Source organism: Peribacillus sp. N1, assembly GCF_054600815.1.
Genome location: NZ_BAAHZO010000001.1, coordinates 1,470,929 through 1,494,130 on the forward strand (window position 1 = coordinate 1,470,929; position 23,202 = coordinate 1,494,130).

Annotated in this window: 17 protein-coding genes, 1 other RNA gene, 1 pseudogene and 1 riboswitch; of the genes and pseudogenes, 2 read left to right on the top strand and 17 right to left on the bottom strand. The window is 39.6% G+C overall.

Annotated features, from left to right (window positions below; all coding sequences use genetic code 11):
- Positions 1 to 14: 14 nt before the first annotated feature.
- From ACYP5M_RS07030 to ACYP5M_RS07045, 4 genes are all read right to left on the bottom strand, one after another.
- Positions 15 to 3,725, bottom strand: coding sequence for a dynamin family protein (locus tag ACYP5M_RS07030; RefSeq protein ID WP_459734825.1), 3,711 nt, complete (start codon positions 3,723 to 3,725; stop codon positions 15 to 17).
- Positions 3,726 to 3,918: 193 nt separating this feature from the next.
- Positions 3,919 to 4,083 (bottom strand): hypothetical protein, encoded by a 165-nt coding sequence (locus ACYP5M_RS07035; protein WP_157830996.1) that lies wholly within the window; start codon positions 4,081 to 4,083, stop codon positions 3,919 to 3,921.
- A 151-nt stretch (positions 4,084 to 4,234) separates the two neighbouring features.
- Positions 4,235 to 4,765: an isoprenylcysteine carboxyl methyltransferase family protein gene (locus ACYP5M_RS07040; RefSeq protein WP_434167296.1), complete on the bottom strand. Its 531-nt coding sequence runs from the start codon at positions 4,763 to 4,765 to the stop codon at positions 4,235 to 4,237.
- On the bottom strand, positions 4,765 to 5,853 hold the full coding sequence (locus ACYP5M_RS07045; RefSeq protein ID WP_459734826.1) for a type III polyketide synthase: 1,089 nt from the start codon (positions 5,851 to 5,853) through the stop codon (positions 4,765 to 4,767). Before ACYP5M_RS07045 ends, ACYP5M_RS07040 begins: the two co-directional genes overlap by 1 nt.
- Before the next feature lie 439 nt (positions 5,854 to 6,292).
- Between ACYP5M_RS07045 and ACYP5M_RS07050 the strand changes: the two genes are divergently transcribed.
- Entirely contained in the window at positions 6,293 to 6,484 is a 192-nt protein-coding gene (locus ACYP5M_RS07050; protein WP_434169693.1) for a hypothetical protein, read from the top strand.
- A gap of 341 nt (positions 6,485 to 6,825) precedes the next feature.
- On the opposite strand, the gene ACYP5M_RS07055 is transcribed toward ACYP5M_RS07050, so the two are convergent.
- Both ACYP5M_RS07055 and ACYP5M_RS07060 read right to left on the bottom strand, forming a co-directional pair.
- Positions 6,826 to 8,139, bottom strand: a complete 1,314-nt coding sequence (locus ACYP5M_RS07055; RefSeq protein ID WP_101222361.1) for a nucleobase:cation symporter-2 family protein — start codon at positions 8,137 to 8,139, stop codon at positions 6,826 to 6,828.
- The gene (locus ACYP5M_RS07060; RefSeq protein WP_459734827.1) at positions 8,132 to 8,731 is read right to left on the bottom strand and encodes a xanthine phosphoribosyltransferase; all 600 of its coding nucleotides are present in this window, start codon (positions 8,729 to 8,731) and stop codon (positions 8,132 to 8,134) included. Before ACYP5M_RS07060 ends, ACYP5M_RS07055 begins: the two co-directional genes overlap by 8 nt.
- Positions 8,732 to 8,892: 161 nt before the next feature.
- A riboswitch (purine riboswitch) is annotated at positions 8,893 to 8,994 on the bottom strand.
- A gap of 661 nt (positions 8,995 to 9,655) precedes the next feature.
- On the opposite strand from ACYP5M_RS07060, the pseudogene ACYP5M_RS07065 reads away from it, so the two are divergent.
- Positions 9,656 to 9,988 (top strand): annotated as a pseudogene (locus tag ACYP5M_RS07065) (transposase); the annotation flags it as partial.
- Between the two features lie 168 nt (positions 9,989 to 10,156).
- Here the strand turns inward: ACYP5M_RS07065 and ACYP5M_RS07070 are convergent.
- The 11 genes from ACYP5M_RS07070 to ACYP5M_RS07120 form a co-directional block, all read right to left on the bottom strand.
- Positions 10,157 to 11,674 carry a carboxypeptidase M32 gene (locus tag ACYP5M_RS07070; RefSeq protein WP_459734828.1) on the bottom strand — a complete coding sequence of 506 codons (1,518 nt, stop codon included), beginning with the start codon at positions 11,672 to 11,674 and terminating at the stop codon, positions 10,157 to 10,159.
- A 130-nt stretch (positions 11,675 to 11,804) separates the two neighbouring features.
- On the bottom strand, positions 11,805 to 13,721 hold the full coding sequence (locus tag ACYP5M_RS07075) for an ATP-dependent DNA helicase (protein ID WP_434167300.1): 1,917 nt from the start codon (positions 13,719 to 13,721) through the stop codon (positions 11,805 to 11,807).
- 211 nt (positions 13,722 to 13,932) lie between these two features.
- The gene (locus ACYP5M_RS07080) at positions 13,933 to 14,133 is read right to left on the bottom strand and encodes a cold-shock protein (protein WP_034307871.1); all 201 of its coding nucleotides are present in this window, start codon (positions 14,131 to 14,133) and stop codon (positions 13,933 to 13,935) included.
- A gap of 193 nt (positions 14,134 to 14,326) precedes the next feature.
- A complete protein-coding gene (locus tag ACYP5M_RS07085; protein WP_101222366.1) occupies positions 14,327 to 15,475 on the bottom strand; it encodes a THUMP domain-containing class I SAM-dependent RNA methyltransferase in 1,149 nt (382 codons plus the stop codon).
- A gap of 573 nt (positions 15,476 to 16,048) precedes the next feature.
- An RNA gene (gene rnpB / locus ACYP5M_RS07090) (RNase P RNA component class B) lies at positions 16,049 to 16,438 on the bottom strand.
- A gap of 80 nt (positions 16,439 to 16,518) precedes the next feature.
- A complete protein-coding gene (gene gpsB / locus ACYP5M_RS07095) occupies positions 16,519 to 16,830 on the bottom strand; it encodes a cell division regulator GpsB (protein WP_061463822.1) in 312 nt (103 codons plus the stop codon).
- Between the two features lie 203 nt (positions 16,831 to 17,033).
- Positions 17,034 to 17,585 (bottom strand): SLOG family protein, encoded by a 552-nt coding sequence (locus ACYP5M_RS07100; RefSeq protein WP_101222367.1) that lies wholly within the window; start codon positions 17,583 to 17,585, stop codon positions 17,034 to 17,036.
- A 64-nt stretch (positions 17,586 to 17,649) separates the two neighbouring features.
- Positions 17,650 to 18,201, bottom strand: a complete 552-nt coding sequence (locus ACYP5M_RS07105; protein WP_459734829.1) for a CotD family spore coat protein — start codon at positions 18,199 to 18,201, stop codon at positions 17,650 to 17,652.
- A 457-nt stretch (positions 18,202 to 18,658) separates the two neighbouring features.
- Positions 18,659 to 19,915 (bottom strand): ribonuclease H-like domain-containing protein, encoded by a 1,257-nt coding sequence (locus ACYP5M_RS07110; RefSeq protein ID WP_434167302.1) that lies wholly within the window; start codon positions 19,913 to 19,915, stop codon positions 18,659 to 18,661.
- Positions 19,916 to 19,951: 36 nt separating this feature from the next.
- Positions 19,952 to 22,228: a DEAD/DEAH box helicase gene (locus ACYP5M_RS07115; RefSeq protein WP_434167303.1), complete on the bottom strand. Its 2,277-nt coding sequence runs from the start codon at positions 22,226 to 22,228 to the stop codon at positions 19,952 to 19,954.
- A gap of 121 nt (positions 22,229 to 22,349) precedes the next feature.
- Positions 22,350 to 23,114, bottom strand: a complete 765-nt coding sequence (locus ACYP5M_RS07120) for an alpha/beta fold hydrolase (protein ID WP_434167304.1) — start codon at positions 23,112 to 23,114, stop codon at positions 22,350 to 22,352.
- Positions 23,115 to 23,202 lie beyond the last annotated feature (88 nt).

Sequence of the window (23,202 nt, forward strand, 5' to 3'; positions counted from 1 at the left end):
AATGAACCTCGTTTCTATTTCGAATGCATTTTTGCCAATTCAGCTACAGCATTTTCATAATACGGTAAATCGACCGTTTCCTCCAATGCTGCACGTAAGCCTGCAAAGATATCCGATATTTCCGTTTTAAACTCTTTTTGAATCGCGAGTAACTCTTGATCGAGGACTTCAGTATACATTTCGAAAATCCGCTCACCCTGTTCTTTAACATATATAAGGGCAGGTTCATCCAAACGCTTCTGAAGCCCTTCGCTCATTTTCGCTTTCTCATTTTTTTCAAAGAAAGATTTTGGATTTTTAAATAATGCTAATTCCTTTTTGAATTCTCCTGAATCCAATTGGGCAAAAGCTCCTGTAAATTCAATGGACTCCCTCTCATTAGGCTCATATGGCTGCAATGAAAGGGTTCTTCTTACTTTTTGCATTTGCTGAAGCAAACTGCTTTGTTTCTCATTCAGTAATTTATTTACGAACATTTCCGTCCTTAATGCCGTTGCCCGCATTTCCTGGGCAAGGTCAAAGCCTAACGCATCCAATAAGTTCTTCATCGATTGCTTGAGGACAATTTTCAGATCGCCTCCATCATCTTTTAAAACAGCCGGATTGAACGATTCTTTAAAGAAATCATTAAACCGGAAGAAGACTCGTTGTTTACTATAGAAGGTCAATTCGTCGACTTCTTTTTTCAAACGCTGCCTTTCTGCATCCCCTTTAATGACTGAGAGGAGTTCCGAAATGGACTGTGCCTCTTGAGAAAGGGTCTCCAGGGCATTTCGTTTCGCTTTCTCATCCTGCCTTGAAGCTGTAATTACATCTCGTAGCAGTTCTTCCGTTCTTTTTACAGCCGCTTGAGCCGATTCAATTGCAAGTCCAGTTAAATCGTTTTCTATGAAAGAATCGAATTGGCCTTGGAATTCGGAAATTCCGCTATTAGGAAGGAAAGAATGCTTAAATGAACCAGGCGTTTGTTTTTCCATCAACGCTCCCTTACTCGTAAGCGGGAACAGTTTTGGAAAACGGATTCCGAATCCATTCAATTGATCTGTGACATAATCCATCACTTCGTCCAATTCGTCAGTGGTTTGAGCCAGATCGACGGCATTGACAATGAAAAACATCTTATCCATAGCGAATGAATCTTTCACACGTCCAAGTTGTATCAAGAACTCCCTGTCCGCCCGTGAGAATGGGTGATTATAATAGGTCACAAAAAGAATGGCATCCGAATTCTTAATATATTCGAAAGCTGCTCCTGTATGTCGTGCATTTATCGAATCCGCCCCAGGCGTGTCAACAAGGACCATCCCCTGCTTTGTCATTTCACAGTCATAACGCAATTCAATCAGATCAACAAGACATGACTTGGACTCTTCTGCAGCAAAACGTTTAAATCCTTCAAGATCTACCGTAACCACATTTCCTAGATCATTTTGGTACTCAGGCAGCCCTTGATGAAAAGCCCTTAGAAAGGATAAATGAGTCTTCCCCTTATCGACTTCCCCCGCCTTCGCAATGATTTGCCCTGCTAGTTGGAGGGCTTCATCTAGAGTCTTTGCCGATTTATCAAAAGCTGCCAAGGCCAGGCTTACATCTTCCAACAGCATCGCTTCGGTCTTTAATTTGACGGTTGCCGTTCCATGTGGATGCTCAGCGTCCGAAGACATGATTTTGTTGATTGCGGCAGTTGTCGGATTTGGTGAAACAGGAAGAACGCTTTCTCCCATCAACGCATTGGCAAAGGAAGATTTGCCCGCACTGAATGCACCGAAGAGGGCAACCGTGAACGTCTGCTGTTCCAAGCGATTTGCCTTCTCTTTCAATTCCTTATAAAGTGATTGAAATCCTCTCAAAGGCTGTATAAGCTTGGCTGCCTGTTGTAAACTCGCTGCAGTCTCCATCAGCTTTTCTTTTCCGCGTAAATCAGCAGCATCAGATGAAGAAACTGTCACGGAAGGTACAGCTTCCTTGTTTTCTTTATCATCACTTTCAGGTTGTTCGTTGACGGACCTTGAATTACTTCCTTTTTCGGTTTTCATGATTTTGACCGTAATATTTTTTTCCTCTTCATTCCATTGAGTTAACAGCATATCGATATCACGCTCATCTACTAATGATTCAGTTTGATGGGCAATGGCCTCTAAACGCTCCGTTTGGTAAACGATTTCCGCGTTCATCGCAGCAGTAACTTTAAGGGCTTCCGCAAATTCAGAATATCCTTCAAGTTCCTTATCGATGGATATAGACTGCTGTTCCACTATTCCTTCCATAACGGTAACCATTTCATTCAAAAATCCTTCAGATACATCACGTGCTTTCTTTTTGATGGCTGATGCTAAATCATTCGTATAGTTTAAAACGTATTCACCCGTAATATCGACTTGAGGCCTCAAAGAATTTTTTATGTAAGATTCCGTTACCTCGATCTGAAGTGCCTGAGCCTTACCTTCAAGTGTTGAATCATGCATCTCCGCTTGATTAAGCATTTTAACTGCTAATTCTTTAATATGCCATTCAAGCTGGGTTTTTACCTTTTCTTGTAGATCGCTCAAGAACGCCTTGATACGTGCCTCACGTTCGGCATCCGTTTTTTTCTTGGCAAATAATAGACCCATTTTAAAATCTGGCTGAGCCGATTCCAAGAAAGATTTACCCAGGTCCCGTGTTGCCGCGGGCATGATGTACGCACCTTTCAAAATCGTTTCTAATGCATCAGCGTATTGAACCTTGATGTCCTCTATGCGTCCCGTTAATGATTTTTTTTCTTTCAATAGGCTGTCCACTTGATTCGTCAGGTGTACTCGTTCTTCATGAGGAAGTTCTGACAATACTTCAAAATCATCGGCATGTTCCTCTTCATACTGCTCCTTCAGCCAATTAAGATGCCTTTCGACAAGGGCATTAGCAGATTGCATGATGGCATCTTTGCCATCATTTAGACCTTTGCCAGCCATTTCATATATGAATTGCTTGACCACTTCTATTTCATTTTCACTATTGTTCAAGTCTCTTACGGAAGTATAAAAAATCCCGTCAGGATATACATTCCAGTTCGCAAATGCTTCAGAAACGGAAAGCTTGAAGTCTTGAAAGCTAAGCTCGTTCTCATCATGCTTATCAATCATATTGATAATTAAGTATGTCGGTTTTTCTGCCTCTAACAGCTCTTTAGTGAATAGGAAGTTCACCTCTGATTGGACGTGATTGTAGTCCATGACATAGAAGACGACATCAGCTAGATGCAAGGCAGATTCCGTAGAAACTCTATGTGCATCATCTGTTGAATCAATTCCTGGCGTATCCATGATCGCACATGAATCCGGCAGTGAAAAATCATTGGAGCTTATCGTTATTGCCGATACTGAGTCTCCATCCTTGGCAAATTTCTTGACCTCTTTAAAATCATAAGGTGCAGGAAATAATACTGGTGGCTGATGATGGTAAAAGACCTTGGCATAGTCTTCGCCTTTTTGGACCTTTACCGTATTTGCACTCGTTGGAATCGGACTTGAAGGCAGTACTTGATCACCAAGGAAAAAATTGATCATACTGGATTTCCCCGCTGAAAAATGCCCGCAAAAAGCAATGATGAACTCCTCTTTATTCACTTTCATGATTAACTGTTTCAGTTTATCGGCATTGCCTGTATCACCTGCCGATTGAAATTTCTCATACATGGCAGTCAAAATCCCCAATTTGGACTGTTGCTTTAATGTTTCTTGAATCATGAATCCATACCCCTTAATCTATCGTCATTTTGATATTCTTATTGTAAACGATTTCGTTTGTTATTCATACCATCAGCTTTATTTTTACTATATGATTCATTACAGTCCATGTTCAAAAAAAAAACCACCGATTGGTGGATTCATGCAGTTTGATTCATATTGACTTGGAATGCAAAAAAAAAAACCAGGATGTTTACCTGGTTGTAGGGGTGGGGTTAAAAGCAGCTCGGTTTTCAATTGGTGACTCGGTATAAGGTTTTAATGCCTTTGCCGGTTTTTGAATATTATTCAATACATGTTTCATCACAAAACCATATGTAGCGATTGTCAATAAAATGAATACCCAAACCATTACCAACACCATCCTCTTATATATTGTTTAGCTTTTAGTTATTAGTTATTAGTTATTTAAATAAAATTATCGAGATCCGAATGAGAATAATTTTCATCTTCATTTAGAATCTTATCACGAACGATAATCATTTTCAATAAGAAATTAAATTTTTTTATTATTTTCCCTTAAAAACCGTAGAATATTCCGTATGTTCCTTTAATGCCTTCTCTTCCAGCGGGATTCTTACCGTCATCATCCAAACATTCAATAAACTAAAGATGATAGCAGTATAATATGCGTTGAATAATAAGGAAATAACTAAAATCTCAGTTGCGACTATGATATAGTTCGGATGTTTGAAATATTTATAAGGACCTTTAATGACTACATCGGCATCAGGAACCACTATGATTTTTGTATTCCAATGTTTGCCCAATGAACGGATTACCCAAATCCTGCCTGACTGCGCAATTAGAAAAAGGGTCAGCAAAATTGGCCAAAGTCCAGACATATTCCTTTCAAGCACGATTACTTCAATAATGAGAACAATAAAAAAACTAAGATGCATTAGAACCATCCACCTGTAATGGGACTCACCGTATTCCACTGCTCCTGCAGCTTTCAGCTGTTTTTCATTTTGTTTGGCGATATATAATTCAACTAGGCGCTGTATAGCGATCAAGATAATGAGAATGGCAAAGATCATCACTTCCACCTCATTAACACAAGTTCAGATGAAAACCCAGGCCCTAATGCAGCAGCCAGGCCCACCTCACCTTTATTCCCGCCCCGCTGCATGAACCTCTCCAGAACATACAAAATAGTCGCTGATGACATATTGCCAAATTCACGCAATACGCTCATTGCCTCTGCCGTCATGCTTTCATCGAACCCGAGAGCTTCGTGATATGCATCAATTACTTTCTTGCCTCCAGGATGAGCGATGAAATCTTTTATATCGTTTAAATCGAATCCATTCTCCATTAAGAACTCTTGAACATTCGGTTTAAGCCAATCCTTGATGATTGTAGGGATATCTTTCGAAAAGATCACGTATAACCCTTGATTTTTTACATCCCAACCCATGACATCCAATGAATCCGGCATAAGCGTCGATTGCGAATCCAAAAATTGCAAATGTCTTACTTTTTTTGAAAACTGTTCATTCGGCACTTCATCACCGCAAACCAAAACACAGCTTACTCCGTCGGAAAATAAGGAAGTCCCAATTAAATTGCTTTTGGAGATATCATTCCTTTGAAATGTCAAACTGCATAACTCCACGCTTAAAACAATGACCTTCGCAGTCGGGTATGCTTGGCAATATTCAAAAGCACGTGATAGTCCACTCGCTCCCCCTGCACAGCCAAGCCCCCAAATCGGAATCCTTTTAGCATGCGGGTTAAATGGAAGTTCATTCATTATCCTGGCATCAATGGTCGGGGTGGCAATCCCCGTGCTTGAGATAAAGAAGAAAGCATCTAACTCGTTTGCCGGCAGTTCTTCTTTTAAAAATGCTGTGTTCGCTAAGCATTTTTCTATAGCTTCTTTCCCAAACTTGACTGCCTGCTGTATATATAAATCATTCCGCTCGGCAAAAGAATGATCCTCTTTAAACCAATCGAGATCATTTGAAAAATATCGATTCTCCACTTGTCCATTCTTAAAGGCCTTTAGTAACCGTTCTATATTCTTAAAAGATGCTCCAAATATTTCTCTCGAAAATTCCATGATTTTTTCCTGTGAAAGTAAATATGGCAGCTTTACATGTGATGCAGATAATAAATACGGCATGATTCCACCCCTAATTATTCATGATATGGTTAATATACCCACCAGGATATCAATTATGCTTTATAGCTAAATGGTTATATTTGTCTGGATCTTATAATATTTTTTCCTTTTTTCTTATAGAAAAAAAGACTATAAATTCGATAAAAGAACATAACCATACAAGTGGGAATGAAATTGGAAATCAACACTATAATCACAAAATTGTTATATGGAACCATCCTGGGCGATAGTCCCTTATTCCTTTCTCTTTGGACATTTAAATTATAAGACAGCCTTTCGAACAGGAACCCAATAGCGTCCTTATTGGCATGACAGGGGATATCCTTGGGAGAATAATGATTGAGGGGACTAACGGATGCATGAGTAAAATAGGTGAAAGTATGTTCGGCATGCCGTTAGAAGGTGAAATGCTTGATCTTATGCAGTAGAATTCGGTAACATAATTGCCGGTAATATTACCGCCCCTTTAGCAGAAGAGAATCCATTGATTGATATTACACCGCCCACCGTCATTGTGGGCAATGGCGAAATGCATGTTACCCATATCATAAAAGGGCGTAGGTACCCTTCTTATCATCTTAATGATCGAAATGTAATTCACAAAACAATAAAACCCCCTTACCGATTTTAGGTAAGGGGGCACTTTCATTCTTCCTTCTTTACTGAAGATTGATTTTGCACTTGTATGATGATATTTTGAAACTCCTCTTTTCCACACACACTGCACCTATACTCCTGGCTTAGAATGGTCCGACAATGAATACAATATTTTTTCTCCATCCCTATCACTACTTTCCTGAACATATACTATCAATATATTCAAAAAGTGAAGAGAGTTTCCTTTTATCTGACAAAACGCCAATTTGATTATCAATGATATTATTCGGCCTAAATGTAAAAATGCCCAATCCTCATCATCTGAGAAATTTGGGCATTTAATGGGTGAATCTATCAAGTTTAGCGAAACTATATTCAGGCTACATTTTGACCTTCAATACGCGTTTCCTTCACTTTGCCTTTTGTAGGGACGATGTTAAAGACAATATTCAAGAAAATGGCTGTCAAACTTCCGGCTACAATACCGTTTTCAGTTAAGATTTGAAAGCTTTCCGGAATTTGCGCAAATAACTCAGGAACGACCGTCACTCCAAGTCCCATACCTACTGAACAAGCGATGATCAATAAATTTTCTTGAGAAGCAAAGTCCACTTTGCTCAACATCTTAATTCCAGCGGCAATTACCATCCCGAACATCGCAACCATTGCACCGCCAAGCACGGATGAAGGGATAATAGTCGTGAATGCACCGATTTTCGGAACAAAACCTATGAAAATGAGAATGCCGGCTGTTGTGTATATGACATTTCTTGTTTTAATGCCTGACAATTGAATCAAGCCGACATTTTGTGAAAAAGCTGTATAAGGAAACGAATTGAACAAACCGCCAATCATGATGGCAAGTCCTTCAGAACGATATCCGCGAGCTAGATCGTCTTCTGAAATCTCTTTGTCCGTGATTTCACCAAGGGCATAATAAACACCAGTCGATTCCACCAAGCTGACGATCGCCACCAATGTCATTGTAATGATTGCCGTGACGTTAAATGTCGGAGTTCCAAAGTAGAAAAAATGTGGCATATGCAGCCAATTGGCACTGACCACTGAGCTAAAATCCACTTTTCCAAGGAAGAAGGCCGCAAAGGTTCCGACTAACAGCCCCAATAAAATAGAAATGGAGCGTACGAATCCCGTCGAGAATTTATACATGAAAATGATGAATAATAAAGTTCCAAAACCAAGAGCTACATTATTCAAGTCTCCGAAATCAGCAGCTCCCTGGCCTCCACCAAGGTTGTTGATTGCAACAGGAATGAGCGTAATGCCAATAATCAAAACGACCGATCCAGTGACAATGGGCGGGAAGAACCTTGCCAGTTTTCCGAAGAACTTACTAATGATAATGACGATCAATCCCGACGCCAAAATAGATCCATAAATGGAGTTGATTCCATATTGCGTACCAATTGCAATCATCGGGCTAACTGCTGTAAATGTGCAGCCTAGGACGACCGGAAGCCCAATTCCAAAGAATTTATTTTTCCACACTTGCAATAAAGTTGCTATCCCACACATCAAAATGTCTATCGAAACTAAATAAGTTAACTGCGCTGCAGTCAATTCCAGCGCCCCACCGACAATCAATGGAATGACGACGGCACCGGCATACATGGCGAGAACATGTTGTAATCCTAAGGATGCAACTTTTAATGGTGATTGATTAGACATTGACGGCTGCTCCTTCCTTTTCCTCAGCGAACGTTATCTCACCGAATTTCAACTCAGCAATTCTCGCAAGTGATTCCACTTGGAAGCCTTGTTCCCTAAGATCCTTACCACCACTTTGAAATGCTTTTTCAATCACGATGCCGATTCCGGCCACTTCTGCTCCAACCTGCTTACAGATTTCCACCAAGCCCCTGGCTGCCTGTCCGACCGCAAGGAAGTCATCGATGATCAAGACCTTATCTCCAGCTTCAATATATTTATTGGAAACCGTAATGGTATTGGTTTCTTTTTTTGTAAAGGAATGAACGGAAGCCGTCACTAAATCATTTGTTAAAGTAAGTGATTTACGTTTACGGGCAAAAATGAGCGGAACTCCCAATTCCAAAGCAGCCATCAAACCAGGACCAATGCCTGATGATTCAATTGTCAGCACTTTCGTGATTTCCTTGTGTTCGAAACGATTAACGAATTCTTTACCAATTTCTTTCATTAGCATAGGATCCATTTGATGATTTAAGAATGAATCTACCTTTAAAATATCTTCTGATAAAGCTTGACCCTCGGACAAGATTTTTTCCTTTAAAAGTTGCATGAAGGTTCCTCCCAATCTTGGATGTTTATTGACCCATAAACCACACAATTATTTCCCGGCATATAAAAAAGCCCAAGAAACATTGCGGCACTTTTTTGGAGTGAAGCAATACTTCTTGGGCATGAATGAAAAATGAATCAACAAAAGCCTTCATTACGCAACAAGATCTATTACTCACCCATAGTCGAATTATTTACGGTAATTCGGTAGAAACTTGCAGGCCATATCCCTGCTATTATACGAGTGAAACATTATATTATATTAATATCTGAATTATACCAACGCTGGCTCTATTTGAAAAGTAATTTTTGATAAAAAGCCGAACTTTAAATTAAAAAAATAAATCATTATTCGTATTATTAGAAAATTGTGAAATCACCAAACCTAAATAACTTGGATTTCCTATCAAAAAAAACACCATTTTCCATTTTACTGGTATATACCATGCGTTTTTGTAGCGACCCTAAAGAAAGAAGAAGGGTTTGAGATTTAACCCAAGTCCTTCTCAGACTGTAGGCAAACTTCGATTAAAATCGAGTTTGTCTACAGTTATTTATGGTTTGTACAATTTGACCGTTGATTTCCTCTACAGGCACTCGCTTTCCGGGGGCGGTCCGGGAGCCTCCTCGTCGCCTTTGTGCCTCCGGGGTCTCCCCTGGACTCGCTTTTCCCGCAAGAGTCTCGCACACCCGCACCAATCAACTTGTTTTTAACTTTTAGATAGAATCCTTTTGCTTAAAGTCTTGATTGTTTTTAAATTTATAAAACTTGAGGGAATGAGGATGCTTTCTATCATGATTCTATTCAGCGAAATCAAATGAAAATGATTACTTTAAATCAACTAGTGCCAGCGAACCATTTGGTTCGTGAAATGGAGGCTGCCATTGACTTTTTTTCATTTATGAATTGGTGAAAGATATGTATTCAACATATAAAGAGGGCTATCGTGAGTACAAATCACCAAAACACCTCTGTGCAACATGCTCATCATCTTTATCACCGTGTACAAAAGAATATCAAAAAGTGGTGACACGGCCTATCTGGCAAACATATGCGGAAGAAGCAGATCATCTGCGTCATCATTAAGATGTAAAACCTATATATGCGAAACGTAAAGAAACGATTGAGCGTGTATTCGCAAATGCAAAAGAATGGTATTCAGTGGACTACTTTAAGGGGACTTAAAAATTGTCAATGCAGGCGATGCTTACTTTCGCTGCTGTTATTTTAAAGAAGATGGCCAATTGGACATGGTAAGGTCCAAAAATGGCCTAACCTGGTGGGCTTGTAGAGCCCCAATCTCTTAATTTCAGGCGGAAATTTAAAGGAAATTTCAAAAGGGGTTTCGGAATTTTTAATTCCGAACCCCTTTTGTCTACAAACTGAGAAGGGCTTGAGATTTAATCCAAGTCCTTCTTCTTTGATTCATTTGATTTTATAAACTTCTTTATATTTATCTTCAAGATACTTTATTAAATACTGAACATTCAGGCCTTCCCCTGTCGTTTCTTTCAAAATCTCCAGAGGCTTTTTTGTTTTTCCGTATTTATGTATTTTTTCATTAAGCCATTTCCTGATTGGTTCAATATCACCCGCTTCCAACAGTTCATCAAAATCAGGCAAATCTTTAAGCATCGATTGCTTGATTTGAGCTGCATACATATATCCCAATGCATAAGAAGGGAAATAACCAAAGCTGCCATCTGCCCAGTGTACATCTTGCAACACGCCCATTGCATCATTTTCTGGCACAATTCCCAGATAATCCTTGTATTTTTCATTCCAGACTTCCGGTAAATCCTTCACTTCAAGTTCCCCATTAAAGAGGGACTTTTCCAGTTCATACCGAATCATAATATGTAGAGGATACGTCAGTTCATCAGCGTCAATACGGATGAACGATGGTTTTGATTCGTTAATGCCCCGGTAAAATTCATCCAGCGTCACATCTTGGAATTGTTCGGGAGCATATTCCTTTAATAAGGAAAATTTATTTTTCCAAAAGCTATGGTTCCGCCCAATGAAGTTTTCAAAAAACAAAGATTGTGATTCATGGATCCCCATTGATGTCCCGCTATCGAGAAGTGTTCCGGTTAACTCTTCAGCGATATTCTGCTCATAAATGGCATGTCCACATTCATGAATGGTACCAAAGATTGCCCCCCTAAAATCATTTTCATCGTATCGGGTCGTCACCCGGACATCGCCCCTATTTATTCTAATTTCAAAAGGGTGAACTGTTTCATCAAGCCTGCCAGCCTTGAAATCGTATCCTAGCTGTTTTAAAATTTCCAAGTTGAATTGATGCTGTTTTTCTTTTGGAAATTCTTTATATAGGAACGCTGTTTCCGGTCTATGTTCGCTTTTTGCAATCTGTTTTACCAAGGGAACGATCCTCGACCGAAGCTCACTGAATACTCCATCAAGTATATCTACAGTCATTCCTGGTTCATATATGTCTAAAAGGGTATTATATTTCGTCCCTTCATATCCCCAGTACTCTACGAACCTGCGGGTATATGCTACAATTTGCTCCAGATAAGGTTGAAATAAAGAAAAATCAGCTTTTTCCCTTGCCTCTTCCCATGCACTTTCGGAACGCGATTGTAAAATGACGAATTCCTTATATTCGTTCACAGGAATTTTCTTATTCCTTTCAAACTCTTTTTTACACTCTTGTACCATCTTATTCGTCGATTCACCAAGAATGGCTTTATCCATCGAAAGTTCTGCAATGAAGGATTCCATTTCCTTACTTGTGCTCATATTAAACACTTCGGAGGAAAGCATACCGATAACTTCGGAACGCTGCTCAACTCCCTTTTTAGGTGCACCTGTACGCAAATCCCAAAAAATTAACGCGAGAGCTTCATTATAAGCAGAGATTTTCTTTACATATTCTTTAAACTCTTTTTCTATCAGATCTATACCCTTTTTTTTCATATTCACTGCTCCTTCCAACTACACTTTACCATATTATACAAAAGTCTTTCATATCAGAACCACTCCGATTAATAAATTAAAATAAAAAAGAGCCAAGGGGTTCCCTTGGCTCTTTTTTTGGGGGTTATATTTAAATCGTTACAGGAAGAATGGATACAATCTTCTCTTTCACATGTTCCGAAAGATTCTTTTCAATCAAAATCTGGACGGTTCCCGAATCATTGCTCGTCCTGATCAAACGCCCTATTCCCTGGCGCAATCGAAGGAGCATGTATGGAAGATCCACCTCTTCGAATGCATCGGTAACCGAGTTACGTTTGGCTTCGAAAACCGGATCGCGAGGCGGGAATGGAAGCGAGTGTATCACTACATTTTGTAATGAAGGTCCTGGAACATCAAGACCCTCCCATAAATGATAGGAGAAAAGGACAGATTGCTCATCCTCTTGGAACTTCTTAACAAGCTCGCTGATTTCCGCTTCCCCTTCAAAATAAAATGGATAGGATGATACTGGGCAGTTTTCCTTGAACCATTGCAATTCTTCTTTTGAGTGGAATAACACTAGTGTTCGACCTTCATTTTCCTCAATTGTATTCATTGTATATTGAAGTTTTGCCAATTGGTCTCCATTTTCGAAGACCGGCATGTTCATATTCATGACTTCATCGTAATCAAATGGTGATTCAACGGAAAAGCTGTCATACTTTTCTATCCCTAAACTATCTGCAATATATTGGAAGGATTTATTATCCGATAATGTTGCCGATGAAAAAATGTAAGGGATTTTTTTCGAGAATACCTGTTCAGACAAAATATCCTGCACTAGCCTTGGCATGATCACCAATGTTTTGGTCATTTCATTTTCTTCAAACCAGGAAACGGCCTGTTCATCCTTCACAAATAGAGAAAGGGAATAGCCCAGCTGCTCTAAATACTCTTCCGTCACTTTTAAATCATAATCATTGATCGTGTACATTTCCGCTTCAAAAACTAGGTTCTCCTCTAACTCTTCAACCTTTTTATGAAGCTTTTGGGCAAAGCTTGTTATTTCTTTTGACATTGGGATTTCATAACGATTAGACCCGCTGACATGTATCGCTTTTTCATCCAACAAATCAAAAAACTCTTCATTGATATCAATTAAGTCCTCGATGATGTATAAGGTTTCTTCACGAACCTGATTGGCTGTTAGCAATTCCAGAACCGAAGCGAGGGTTTGTTCCCCAACTTTATAAGTTAAAGCCTTTTGAGCAGCAAATTCCAAAAGATGGCCTTCATCAAAGACAACACAGCTATGTTCAGGCAGTAATGGTAACTGTCCTTCACGCTTACGCTTTTCCTTAGTCCATACATGCTCCATGAAGAAGTCATGTGAACAAATGATCAAATCACTTGATTTTCGATAGTGGTCCCGTGATAGGGTTTGCCCACAACGATGGCGTTTATCACAAGTAAAACAGTTTTGAAGCTGATCCCAGCCAACTTTAGACCAGTCTTCATCATTTAAATATGGATACTGTTTACGGTCCCCATATGGTGTATAGGCGTTCATGGATGAGTTATCATGAACAAACTTGGGAAGTTCATCATAGAGCTGATCTATCCCCTCTGAATCCTCATGATTCACAGCATAATCCAATTTCTTAAGACATACATATTGATCGTGATATTTGGCAAGCCGGACATCCACTTCAATACCTAAAGCATTCTTGATTTTTTGGATGTCGCCTTCCTCTTTGACAAGCTGTTCAATCAACGTTTCATCTGCACATGAAATAATTGCCGGTTTATTCGTATATCTCGCATAACAAATCGCATACAGTAAATAGACCAAAGTCTTACCAGTCCCTACCCCTGCTTCAGCAAAACTTATATTTTTTTCTTTAAAGGCTTTTTCTAACTGAAAAGCCATGAAGATTTGTTCGTCACGCAGCTCAAATCCTTTTTCGGGAAGAATATCGTAAAAAACATCACCGATCCATTCTGAAAGCTTATCGTAAAAAGAATCTTCCTTTGTTACCGAAAAAGGCAGTGTTTTAAGCATCATGGTCTCCCCTTTTATCTATCATCATTATATAAAATCCGAATCATTATTATCTTAGGCAAAAGTATATTATCCTTTATTTCACATTAGTAGTCAAGATATTTACCTATTATCAGAATGAAAGGCAATATGTATGTATGCTGTCTGGTTGCCCGATTCGTAAAATAAAAGACAGGCTCCAAGAGAGCCTGTCTGTAAATAATATAGGGTTGAATTAAGCTTTGTTTACGTTTGATGCTTGTGGTCCACGTTGACCTTGTTCTACATCAAATGTAACGTCTTGGCCTTCTTCAAGTGTTTTGAAACCTTCGCCTTGGATAGCTGAGAAATGTACGAATACATCGTCTCCACCTTCACGTTCGATGAATCCAAAACCTTTTTCTGCGTTAAACCATTTTACTTTACCTTGTTCCATTTTTGTTGCCTCCTAGTGTGTTCTCCACACATTATATTACTATCCTTGCTCAAAAGAATATTAAGGTATTCCTTAAATCTGAACAAAAATAATTCATTATTAGAATAACAGAAAAGGAAATGATAAGCAAGACTGGAACCTATTATGAATAAATCGTCCTGACTAGCAAAATCCTCCATTATATTCTACCTACTCATTCACCTTGAGGCTGCCTTGGCGGCCTTTTCCCCCAATATTGATAAAGGTCAGCACGGATGAAACCATTGAACAATTTCCTTTTTTTCGTTGCAGGCTTACCATAATGCTGTTCGAAGTCAGGATTGGAGGTAATCATGTATACCGACCATGTATCAAGCTTCTTGAAGGCTTGGCCCATTTCCCTATACATCTGCTCTACCGCTTTTTTCTCACCTAGACGTTCTCCATAAGGCGGGTTCCCGACAATGACACCATACTCTTTCTTGGTTGAGATATCCCTTACCTGCATTTGTTTGAATTCAATCAAATCACCAAGACCGGCTTCAAAACTATTCGCTTTAGCTATATCGACCATTCGATGGTCAATATCACAACCGGTTATGTCCAAGTATTGATCATAGTCGGCTAAATCTTCAGCCTCAATCCGCGCTTCATCCCATACCTTGCTGTCCATCCATGACCAGGTTTCAGAAACGAATTCCCTGTTAAACCCCGGTGCTATATTCTGTCCAATTAAGGCCGCCTCGATGGGAATCGTTCCAGATCCGCAAAATGGATCTATGAAAGGTTTATCCGGCTTCCAATTGGTCAGCATGATTAACGCAGCCGCCAATGTTTCTTTAAGGGGCGCCTCTCCCTGCCCTGTCCGATAACCCCGCTTATGCAAACCCGCACCTGAAGTGTCTATGGTAAGTGTCACTACATCTTTTAAAATAGACACTTCAATTTTAAACAAAGGACCTGTCTCTGCAAACCAAGATACTTGCTTATATTTACTTTTCAATCTATCAACAATCGCCTTTTTTACAATAGCCTGACAATCAGGGACACTGTATAGCTTTGACTTAACGGATTTTCCACTAACGGGGAACTCGACATCGGCTGACAAGAAATCCTCCCAATTCAAGGCCTTTGTTTTTTCAAACAACTCATCAAATGAATATGCTTTGAATTCCGCGACTTTAATTTTCACCCTATCGGCACTGCGCAGCCATAAATTAGAGCGGGCAATGGCGGATTGATCCCCTTTATAGGTGATCTTACCATTTTCGACTTGACAATCGTAACCAAGATCCCGCACCTCCTTGGCAACAATTGATTCCAATCCCATTGCTGATGTTGCAATTATATCGAATTGTTTCATTAATCCTGCACCTTCTTTCCATTAATCCAATCAATGGCACTTTTTCCCGAATTTCTTTCATTTATGTATTTAGAATCAGGCATTGATTTTTTACATGTAAACCTTATGGTCCACCGCGTTTTTATATTTCAGTTAGCCGATCATGTAGCGTATTAATCACCGTGATGTAAAGCTATACTCAATTATCCATGTACCTTAGGATACATGCTGCAATTAAATCATCCGACCAATTATGTATGCTTCCCATCCATTATCCTGAAGTTTGAAGTTCTGTTTTGATACCTTCATTTTAGGGCTAATAAGGAACCTTTATAAATAGGATACCCAGAATCAAAGAAATGCTTAACATTCCAACACTATTTTTAAAAACGTTACCGACAGACTTCATTTAAGCCATTTTCCTAATCATTCGAACGCAATGAAAAACTTGCCAAGTTTTAAGTTTAACACAGCCATGTTTCAGAAAACGAAAAATAAATGGAAATGCCCAATCTTTTTATTATAATGCATTCTCCATAAACAAAAACTCTCCTTTTAAAAGGAGAGTTGTGCTTTTGGTGTTATATGATAACGTTTTGTAAGCCATGTTTTGTTCCTCAGTACTGCAAGCGACTCGCGTCTCGTACTTCGGCGGTAATCATCTATCTACAGAAGCATATGCTTCTGTCCTTCTCCTCGTTCAATTCCAAGGAAGAAAGCGCCCCTACCATTAATTTGGGTTTCTCGCTCGTGGGGTTTACCTCGTTCCACCCTTTACATTTCTGTAAAGGCTACGTCACTGTGGCACTTTTATAGGTATTCATGCCATATCCAAAAGGACTTAGGCATTTTCCCAGCCGTCAGCAATCCAAGATTGCTGCCCAAGCTTATTTTTTCGCCAGGCACGAACACTACGGACATCGCAGTCCGTGCGAGCATGGACTTTCCTCTACTGCATAAATGCAGCAGCAATTACCCAAACGTTAACATAACATAATTGATTATACTCCATTATTCACGAAAACACAATACCAAAATCATTTTCACTTTTACAATGCAAAATCTCAGTCAAAAAGCTTGTTACCAAAAACGTGCTTTTCCAAGTTGGATAACCGTTTAAGGATGTCAAAGTTAGTGGTTCCCGGAGTGGCACTGGGAGCAGGTTGATTTGGACGTTTTGTACTCTCTTCGGCTTGTTTTTTCAATTTAAGATTTTCTTGTTTAAGATCTTCAATTTCCTGATGGAACACTTCATAATCTTTAATGATCAGATCCAGGAATTGATCCACATCTTCAGGTTTATAACCGCGCATGGCTGTTTTAAAATCTTTTTCAAGAATATCTTTAGCCGTTAATTTTATCTTATCGGATAGCATAAGACTTCACCTCAATACTTTCGCCAATACAATCGACTTTTTATTATTTTTTCAAATCTGCTTGGGTTTGTCAACGAAACACCATTTTGTAAGCTTACTGTTTCAGAGAACGATATGTAATCCCATTAAATCTGTATCTAAATTTCATCATAATATGATTATGCTTTAGAAACAACTTTTAATCCATAATTATTTTCACTCCATCATTCTTCGGACCAGCTGGCTTCTTCCGCAGCCAGTTGCAGATCATCAAAGTTTATCTGAAAGATGGGGTATGGCTGTGTTTCCGCCTTTTTCATCGCCTCGAAATAAGGATATCGGGCTGATCCTTCTTTTTCAGCTTCGAAAATGATGAGCATGGCATCGCTTTTATGGACCATATACCTATTTTTGGTTTTCAGCTGTTGTGGCCCTTCATATGGTTTGTTGAAAATGGACTCGACAAAATCGGCACGGGCCAATATGGATCGGTAGTAATCTTGATTCGTCTCGTTCCATGACTCTTCCTGTTTCAGAAAAGGAGTAAGCACCCCTAATTTAAGCTGATGATATTCTTCCTGTAATTCGAACACCACTTCGGCACCCCATAGTTCCGTACCCAACTGACCTGAGATGATCACCCATTCCAGCCCGTCTTCCACCAATGGCAGGAGACGCTCCTTCATCGCTTTCTTTATATATTTTACGGCTTCATGGTCATTTTTGAATATCCCGAATTCAAAAGCTTTGTAGCCCGTCATATACAAAACCTTCATCTCTTGGCTAATCTCCTTTAACATGATTATGTATGAAAACAAGGGCTTAATAAGCCCTTATTTTTTAGTATCCGAAATGCTTAGGTGGACAGCATGGGTTTTGCGGCGGCCTGCCACAAATCAAGTGTTGATTATAGCACTCGTTCACCACGGATTGAGTATGCGGGAAATAATGCTTATACGTGTTCACATGTTTATTGACATTTGTAGTATGTGATGGATGAACGACAGGGATCACTGTGTTCGATACATTCGTATTGACATATTGCTGTGTTGGAGAGACTTGCGCTGGGGCAACTTGAGATGGAGATGTTTGGGTTGGACCATATTGCGCTGGAGACACAGCCGATGGACCATATTGCGCTGGAGATACAGCAGATGGACTATAGGCTCCCATTACGTTAGAGTTTTTACCAGCTGACGCTCCCATTACGTTGGAGTTTTTACCGGTTGATGCGCCCATTACTCCAGGTGCGTTCCCGTATGCTCCCATTACATTGTTAGATGCGCCCATTACATTGTTAGATGCACCCATTACATTGTTAGATGCACCCATTACATTGTTGGATGCTCCCATTACATTGGGGTTATTTCCTCCACAATTACGAAAATACATTTATAATACGTCCCCTTTCATCATGATAAGTTTAGTCTTACCATTACAGACTATGAAAAAAAGGGGATACGTGTACTGATGAAATGACCTATTTATACAGAATAAGTATAAAACGATGGATGGCTGTCAATAAGTACACTAGCATTATTATATCTGGCTAACCGTCAAATGAAATGAGGGATTTTCTATAAAAAGGAATAGAGACTGTCTTTTAATGAAGTAAACAAAACTATCGTTAAACAAAGAACTACAAAAAATAGAAATAAAGTCGTTTTATACATTTCTCCGCTCCGCTTTCACCTTAATTTTATATGATGTAAAGGCATGAAATGAACGCTTCGGAATTTCACCCTCAACTCTTTCCATTTTACACACAATAGTTGAAGGCTACAATAAATGTATACATATTTTTTATTTTCGGCCTTTTGCACTAAAAGAAGTTTCTCACTCCCTAATCTTATACAGAAATATCCTTTGATTCCTCTTTCTTTTCGAGCCGCCGGATCCTCTTTTCCAATTCCAACTGTTTTTTCCCCAGGGCGGTCCCTTCCCTAACCATCTCTTGATGCGCGATTATTGAACATTTTAGAGCATGACCGACGTCCTTAAATTGATGTTCGTATAATTTCGCACATTCAATCTGTGCCTGTACCCTAATTTGCACATTCCCTTTTAAGGCGACTTCCTTCCAAATTTCCAAAGCTTCATCGAATTGTTTTTGCTTCTTTTTCTGGAAGGCTAATGCATGGCCAGCTATAATCCGATCTTCCTCATTACCCGCTTCCAATATTTTTTGATATGTCTCAACTGACTCCTCTTTTTTCCCCAAATAAGCAAGCCATCGTGCAATTTCCATGGACTCTTCCGTATATCCATCGATTTGGAGGATTTTTCGGGACAAATGAATATACAAAGTGATCAATGATAAGATATCCAATTCATTATGCTTCATGATTCCAAACAGTATTTCCGGATTCTTCCTCTCAACAAAATCAAAATAAATCATCGGTGCCAAATATCCAGGAATATCATCCTCCCTATGTACACCTAGAATATCTGTTTCGACAGCTGATAATTTCACTCGTTCCAATTTGTTTCTCCATAGGCGTCTTGAAGCATGATACAAATCGAAATGTCCGAATTCCGGTAGTTTTGGCACATGTTCCTTTATCAAGGTATGTCTCGTTTTTAACTGTGGCCAATCAAAGGACTTACCATTATAAGTGACAAGTGTTTCGTAATTGATGTTTTCCAAAAAGCTTTGATAAAGCGGTATTTCACTTCCAGGCTGCGGAAGGATATGTTGCTTCACGACTACTTCTTCACCTTCTAAATAGGCATACCCTAGTAAAAAAATGGTATTGCCGGCTCCGCCTCCTAGTCCTGTCGTTTCCGTATCGAAGAAAAACAGATCTTCACTTTTAACGCCCCTGGCGGAAAGTGGATGCTCCAATGAAGTTTGATTCCACTCTTTTACGACCTTTTTCAGCTCGGAAAATTCATATAACCCGTGTATGTGATTTATAGGGTAGCGGACTTCCCTAATGAAACAATAGTCACCGTCGAAATGAAAGGAAACGGTATCGTTCTCAAGCCACTTTTCAAAGTAAGGAATTTCTTCATTCACTTTCTGGTCATTTTCTTCTACAGGAGAAGGTTGTTTCCCTAGGTTCATATGCGTTTTCATACGGTTCAATTTATTTTTTAAAGACATGAAATTACACCTCTTTTCTCCTATCAATGCAATCTATTAATGTTTTTGCTTACAAAATTGACCTAATAATTGTTTGGCATCACTCTTGGCTGTTTTCGTTGCGGATTCCGTACCGATACAGGAAGGGCAGCCGCTCTCACAAGTGCAATTTTCAATCATTGATATTGTTTCCAGCAAAATGACTTCAGAGTTTTCATATACTTTATCACTTAACCCTATGCCACCCGGATAACTATCATAGATAAAAATGGTCGGTTTTTCATTATGCGCTGCTTTAACCTGCGGATAAACATGAATATCATGCGGATCGCACATAACATATAGCGGAATCATGTAATTAAGTGCATGCGACGCACCTATCATTCCTTGTTCTATTCGATTTTCGTCCCACTTAAATATATCAGGATCCATGGAAAGCATGGCCGAACTCGTATGCAGTTCCATCTCAGGGAGACTGATTGGACCTGAACCAATATTTTCATGAGTTTCGAATTTGATTTTTTTGAAGATCGTAGGCATCGCCCGGATTGCGACATCACCAAAAGCAGCTGCTGTGGAAGCGAAAGTTCGCTGTTTATCGACTTCCAATACAGACAATTGAACAGCAAGGTTAGCATCCGTATAATAGTCCACATTGACTTCACGTACATAAGCCTTCTTTTCATCCCAATCAAGTTCTTCCACCTGAAATTGAATACCCTGGTGCAAATAAATGGCTTCATCGTGAAGAAGGGTCATTGCACTGAAAGTATCCATTTCCCCTATGACCCGATTAACCGGTGCATTCGTTTGGTCGATGATCACGACATTTTCCTGTGCCGCTGAGCGCAGGCTGATATTGCTTGCGGGAAAAGCATCATTCATCCAATGCCATTTGTCCCCATTTAGGTGTAAGACCCTTTCTTCCGTAAGGAATTCAAGAACGTCGATAATCTCTGTTTTCCCAAAAGTATCGCCTTTTTTAAATGGCAGCTCATATGCTGCGCATTTTACATGATCAACCAAGATCAAAAGATTATCCGGATTGATTCTTGCAGTTTCTGGATTTCTGGTAAAGAAATAATCGGGATGTTGTACGATATATTGATCAAGGGCACTGGAACTGCCGACCATGATGATCAATGCTTCACCATGCCTTCTTCCTGCTCGCCCAGCCTGTTGCCAGGCACTCGATATGGATCCAGGGTAACCTGTCATTATGCAAACCTGAAGCTGACCGATATCGACACCCAACTCAAGTGCATTTGTGGAAACCACCCCATAAATGGAACCATCCCTGAGGCCTTGTTCAATTTCCCTACGCTGTGTTGGCAGATATCCGCCTCGATAGCCCCTGATCGATTTTGGCCCCAATTGCTTTGATACAAGTTCCTGTAAATATGTCAATAGAATTTCCACTCGAACCCTGCTTCGCGCAAAAACGATGGTTTGTATTTTATTTTTCAAAAATTCATTTGCCAGCTTCCTGACTTCCAATACCGCACTCCTTCGTATGTTGAGCGGTTTATTGACTATTGGGGGATTATAAAATACAAAATGCTTTTTCCCACTTGGGGCTCCGTTATTATCGATCAGGACCATTTGTTTTTCCGTAAGCTCTTCTGCTAACTCCTTTGGGTTATTGATCGTAGCGGAAGTACAGATGAAAACAGGGTCGCTTCCATAAAACTTGCAGATCCTTTTTAACCTTCTTATGACGTTGGCTGTATGACTTCCGAAAACGCCGCGGTAAATATGAAGTTCATCAATGACCACATACTTCAAGTTTTCAAACAAAGAGACCCATTTCGTGTGATGGGGCAGGATTCCCGAATGGAGCATATCAGGATTGGTGATCACGATATGCCCTGCCTGGCGGATTTTTTGCCTGATGTTTGAAGGTGTGTCCCCGTCATATGTATAACTATTTATATTAGCATCCATTTCATCAATCATTTCATTCAATTCGCTTTTTTGATCATAGCTTAGCGCTTTTGTCGGAAATATATAAAGCGCTCTGGTTTTTTCATGTTCCAGTATTTTTTGTAGGACCGGCAAATTATAGCATAATGTTTTACCAGAAGCTGTTGGTGTGACCGCCACAAGGCTATTGCCACTGACAGCAGTGTCGAATGCAGTTGCCTGATGGGTGTATAACCCATTTATCCCCCGTATTTCAAGAGCATGCTTGATCTTATCATTCATTGCAGCGGGAAAAGGGACATGTTTTGCCTCTTTCGCTTCAATTACTTGCCAATGTACGATGTTATCTTTAAAATCCTCATTAGTTTTTAAATCCTTAATAACTTCTTGTAAATTTTTTCGCAGTTTCATATAACCACCTCATACTCCTATTCTACCGAATGAACGTTCTATGCAAAAGGGAAACTATTTCCTATTCAAAAAAAAAAGCTGGAAACGGCAACATCCCGTCTCCAGCTCGGTCTTTTATCATTTAATTCTTTTCGGCAAAGCGAATGATTTCTTCGAGTAGTCTGCTTGGAGCTTCCAGCATTCCCATATGGCCACTTCCCTTAAGTATAACTTCATGGATATGGATCCCTTTTGCAGAAAAGGTTTTTTCAACGGGAATTAGCTTATCCTCTTCACCTGCAACCAATAAGACAGGCAGCTTTGTGTCTTTGAGTACATGATTTCTGTCTATTCTGTTCCTCATGGCATGTAAAGACCCTATCGCACCGCTTTCACTTGTTTTATATCCGATTTCCTTAGTTTGTTCAATATTGGAATCTTCGGGATTAGAGAAAAGCTTTGGTATAAGTCCGTCAATGAAAGCGGGAATTCCTTCACTTTTGATTTTCTCGACAGATTTTAAGCGCCCAGCCTTTCCAGTTTCATCGTCCGGCAAAGCTGTAGAATGTACCAATGAAAAACCTGACAATTTCCCAGGAAACCTTTCTGCGAACGCCAAGGTGATATATCCCCCAAGCGAATGACCAAACATATATACCTTTGCGATTTCCAGTTCGTCCAGTAACGACGCAATATCAGCAGCCATATCATCAATCGAGAAAGATTCCCCTATTTCCTCACTTGCACCATGCCCCCGTAAATCAACGGCAATAACTCGGTAATCAGCCTTTAATTCAGTAATGATGTCACTCCAGTATTCATGACTTCCACAAAATCCATGAATAAACAACAATGTTTTATTTCCTTTCCCGGTATCTATGTAGGAAAGCTTGCCATTATCTTTCATATAAAACCCTCATTTCCTTTTCTAATCATTCAGTAACGTTATTCCCTATAGTCCTTTATCTGAAACCCAACAGCGCATTCACATTTCT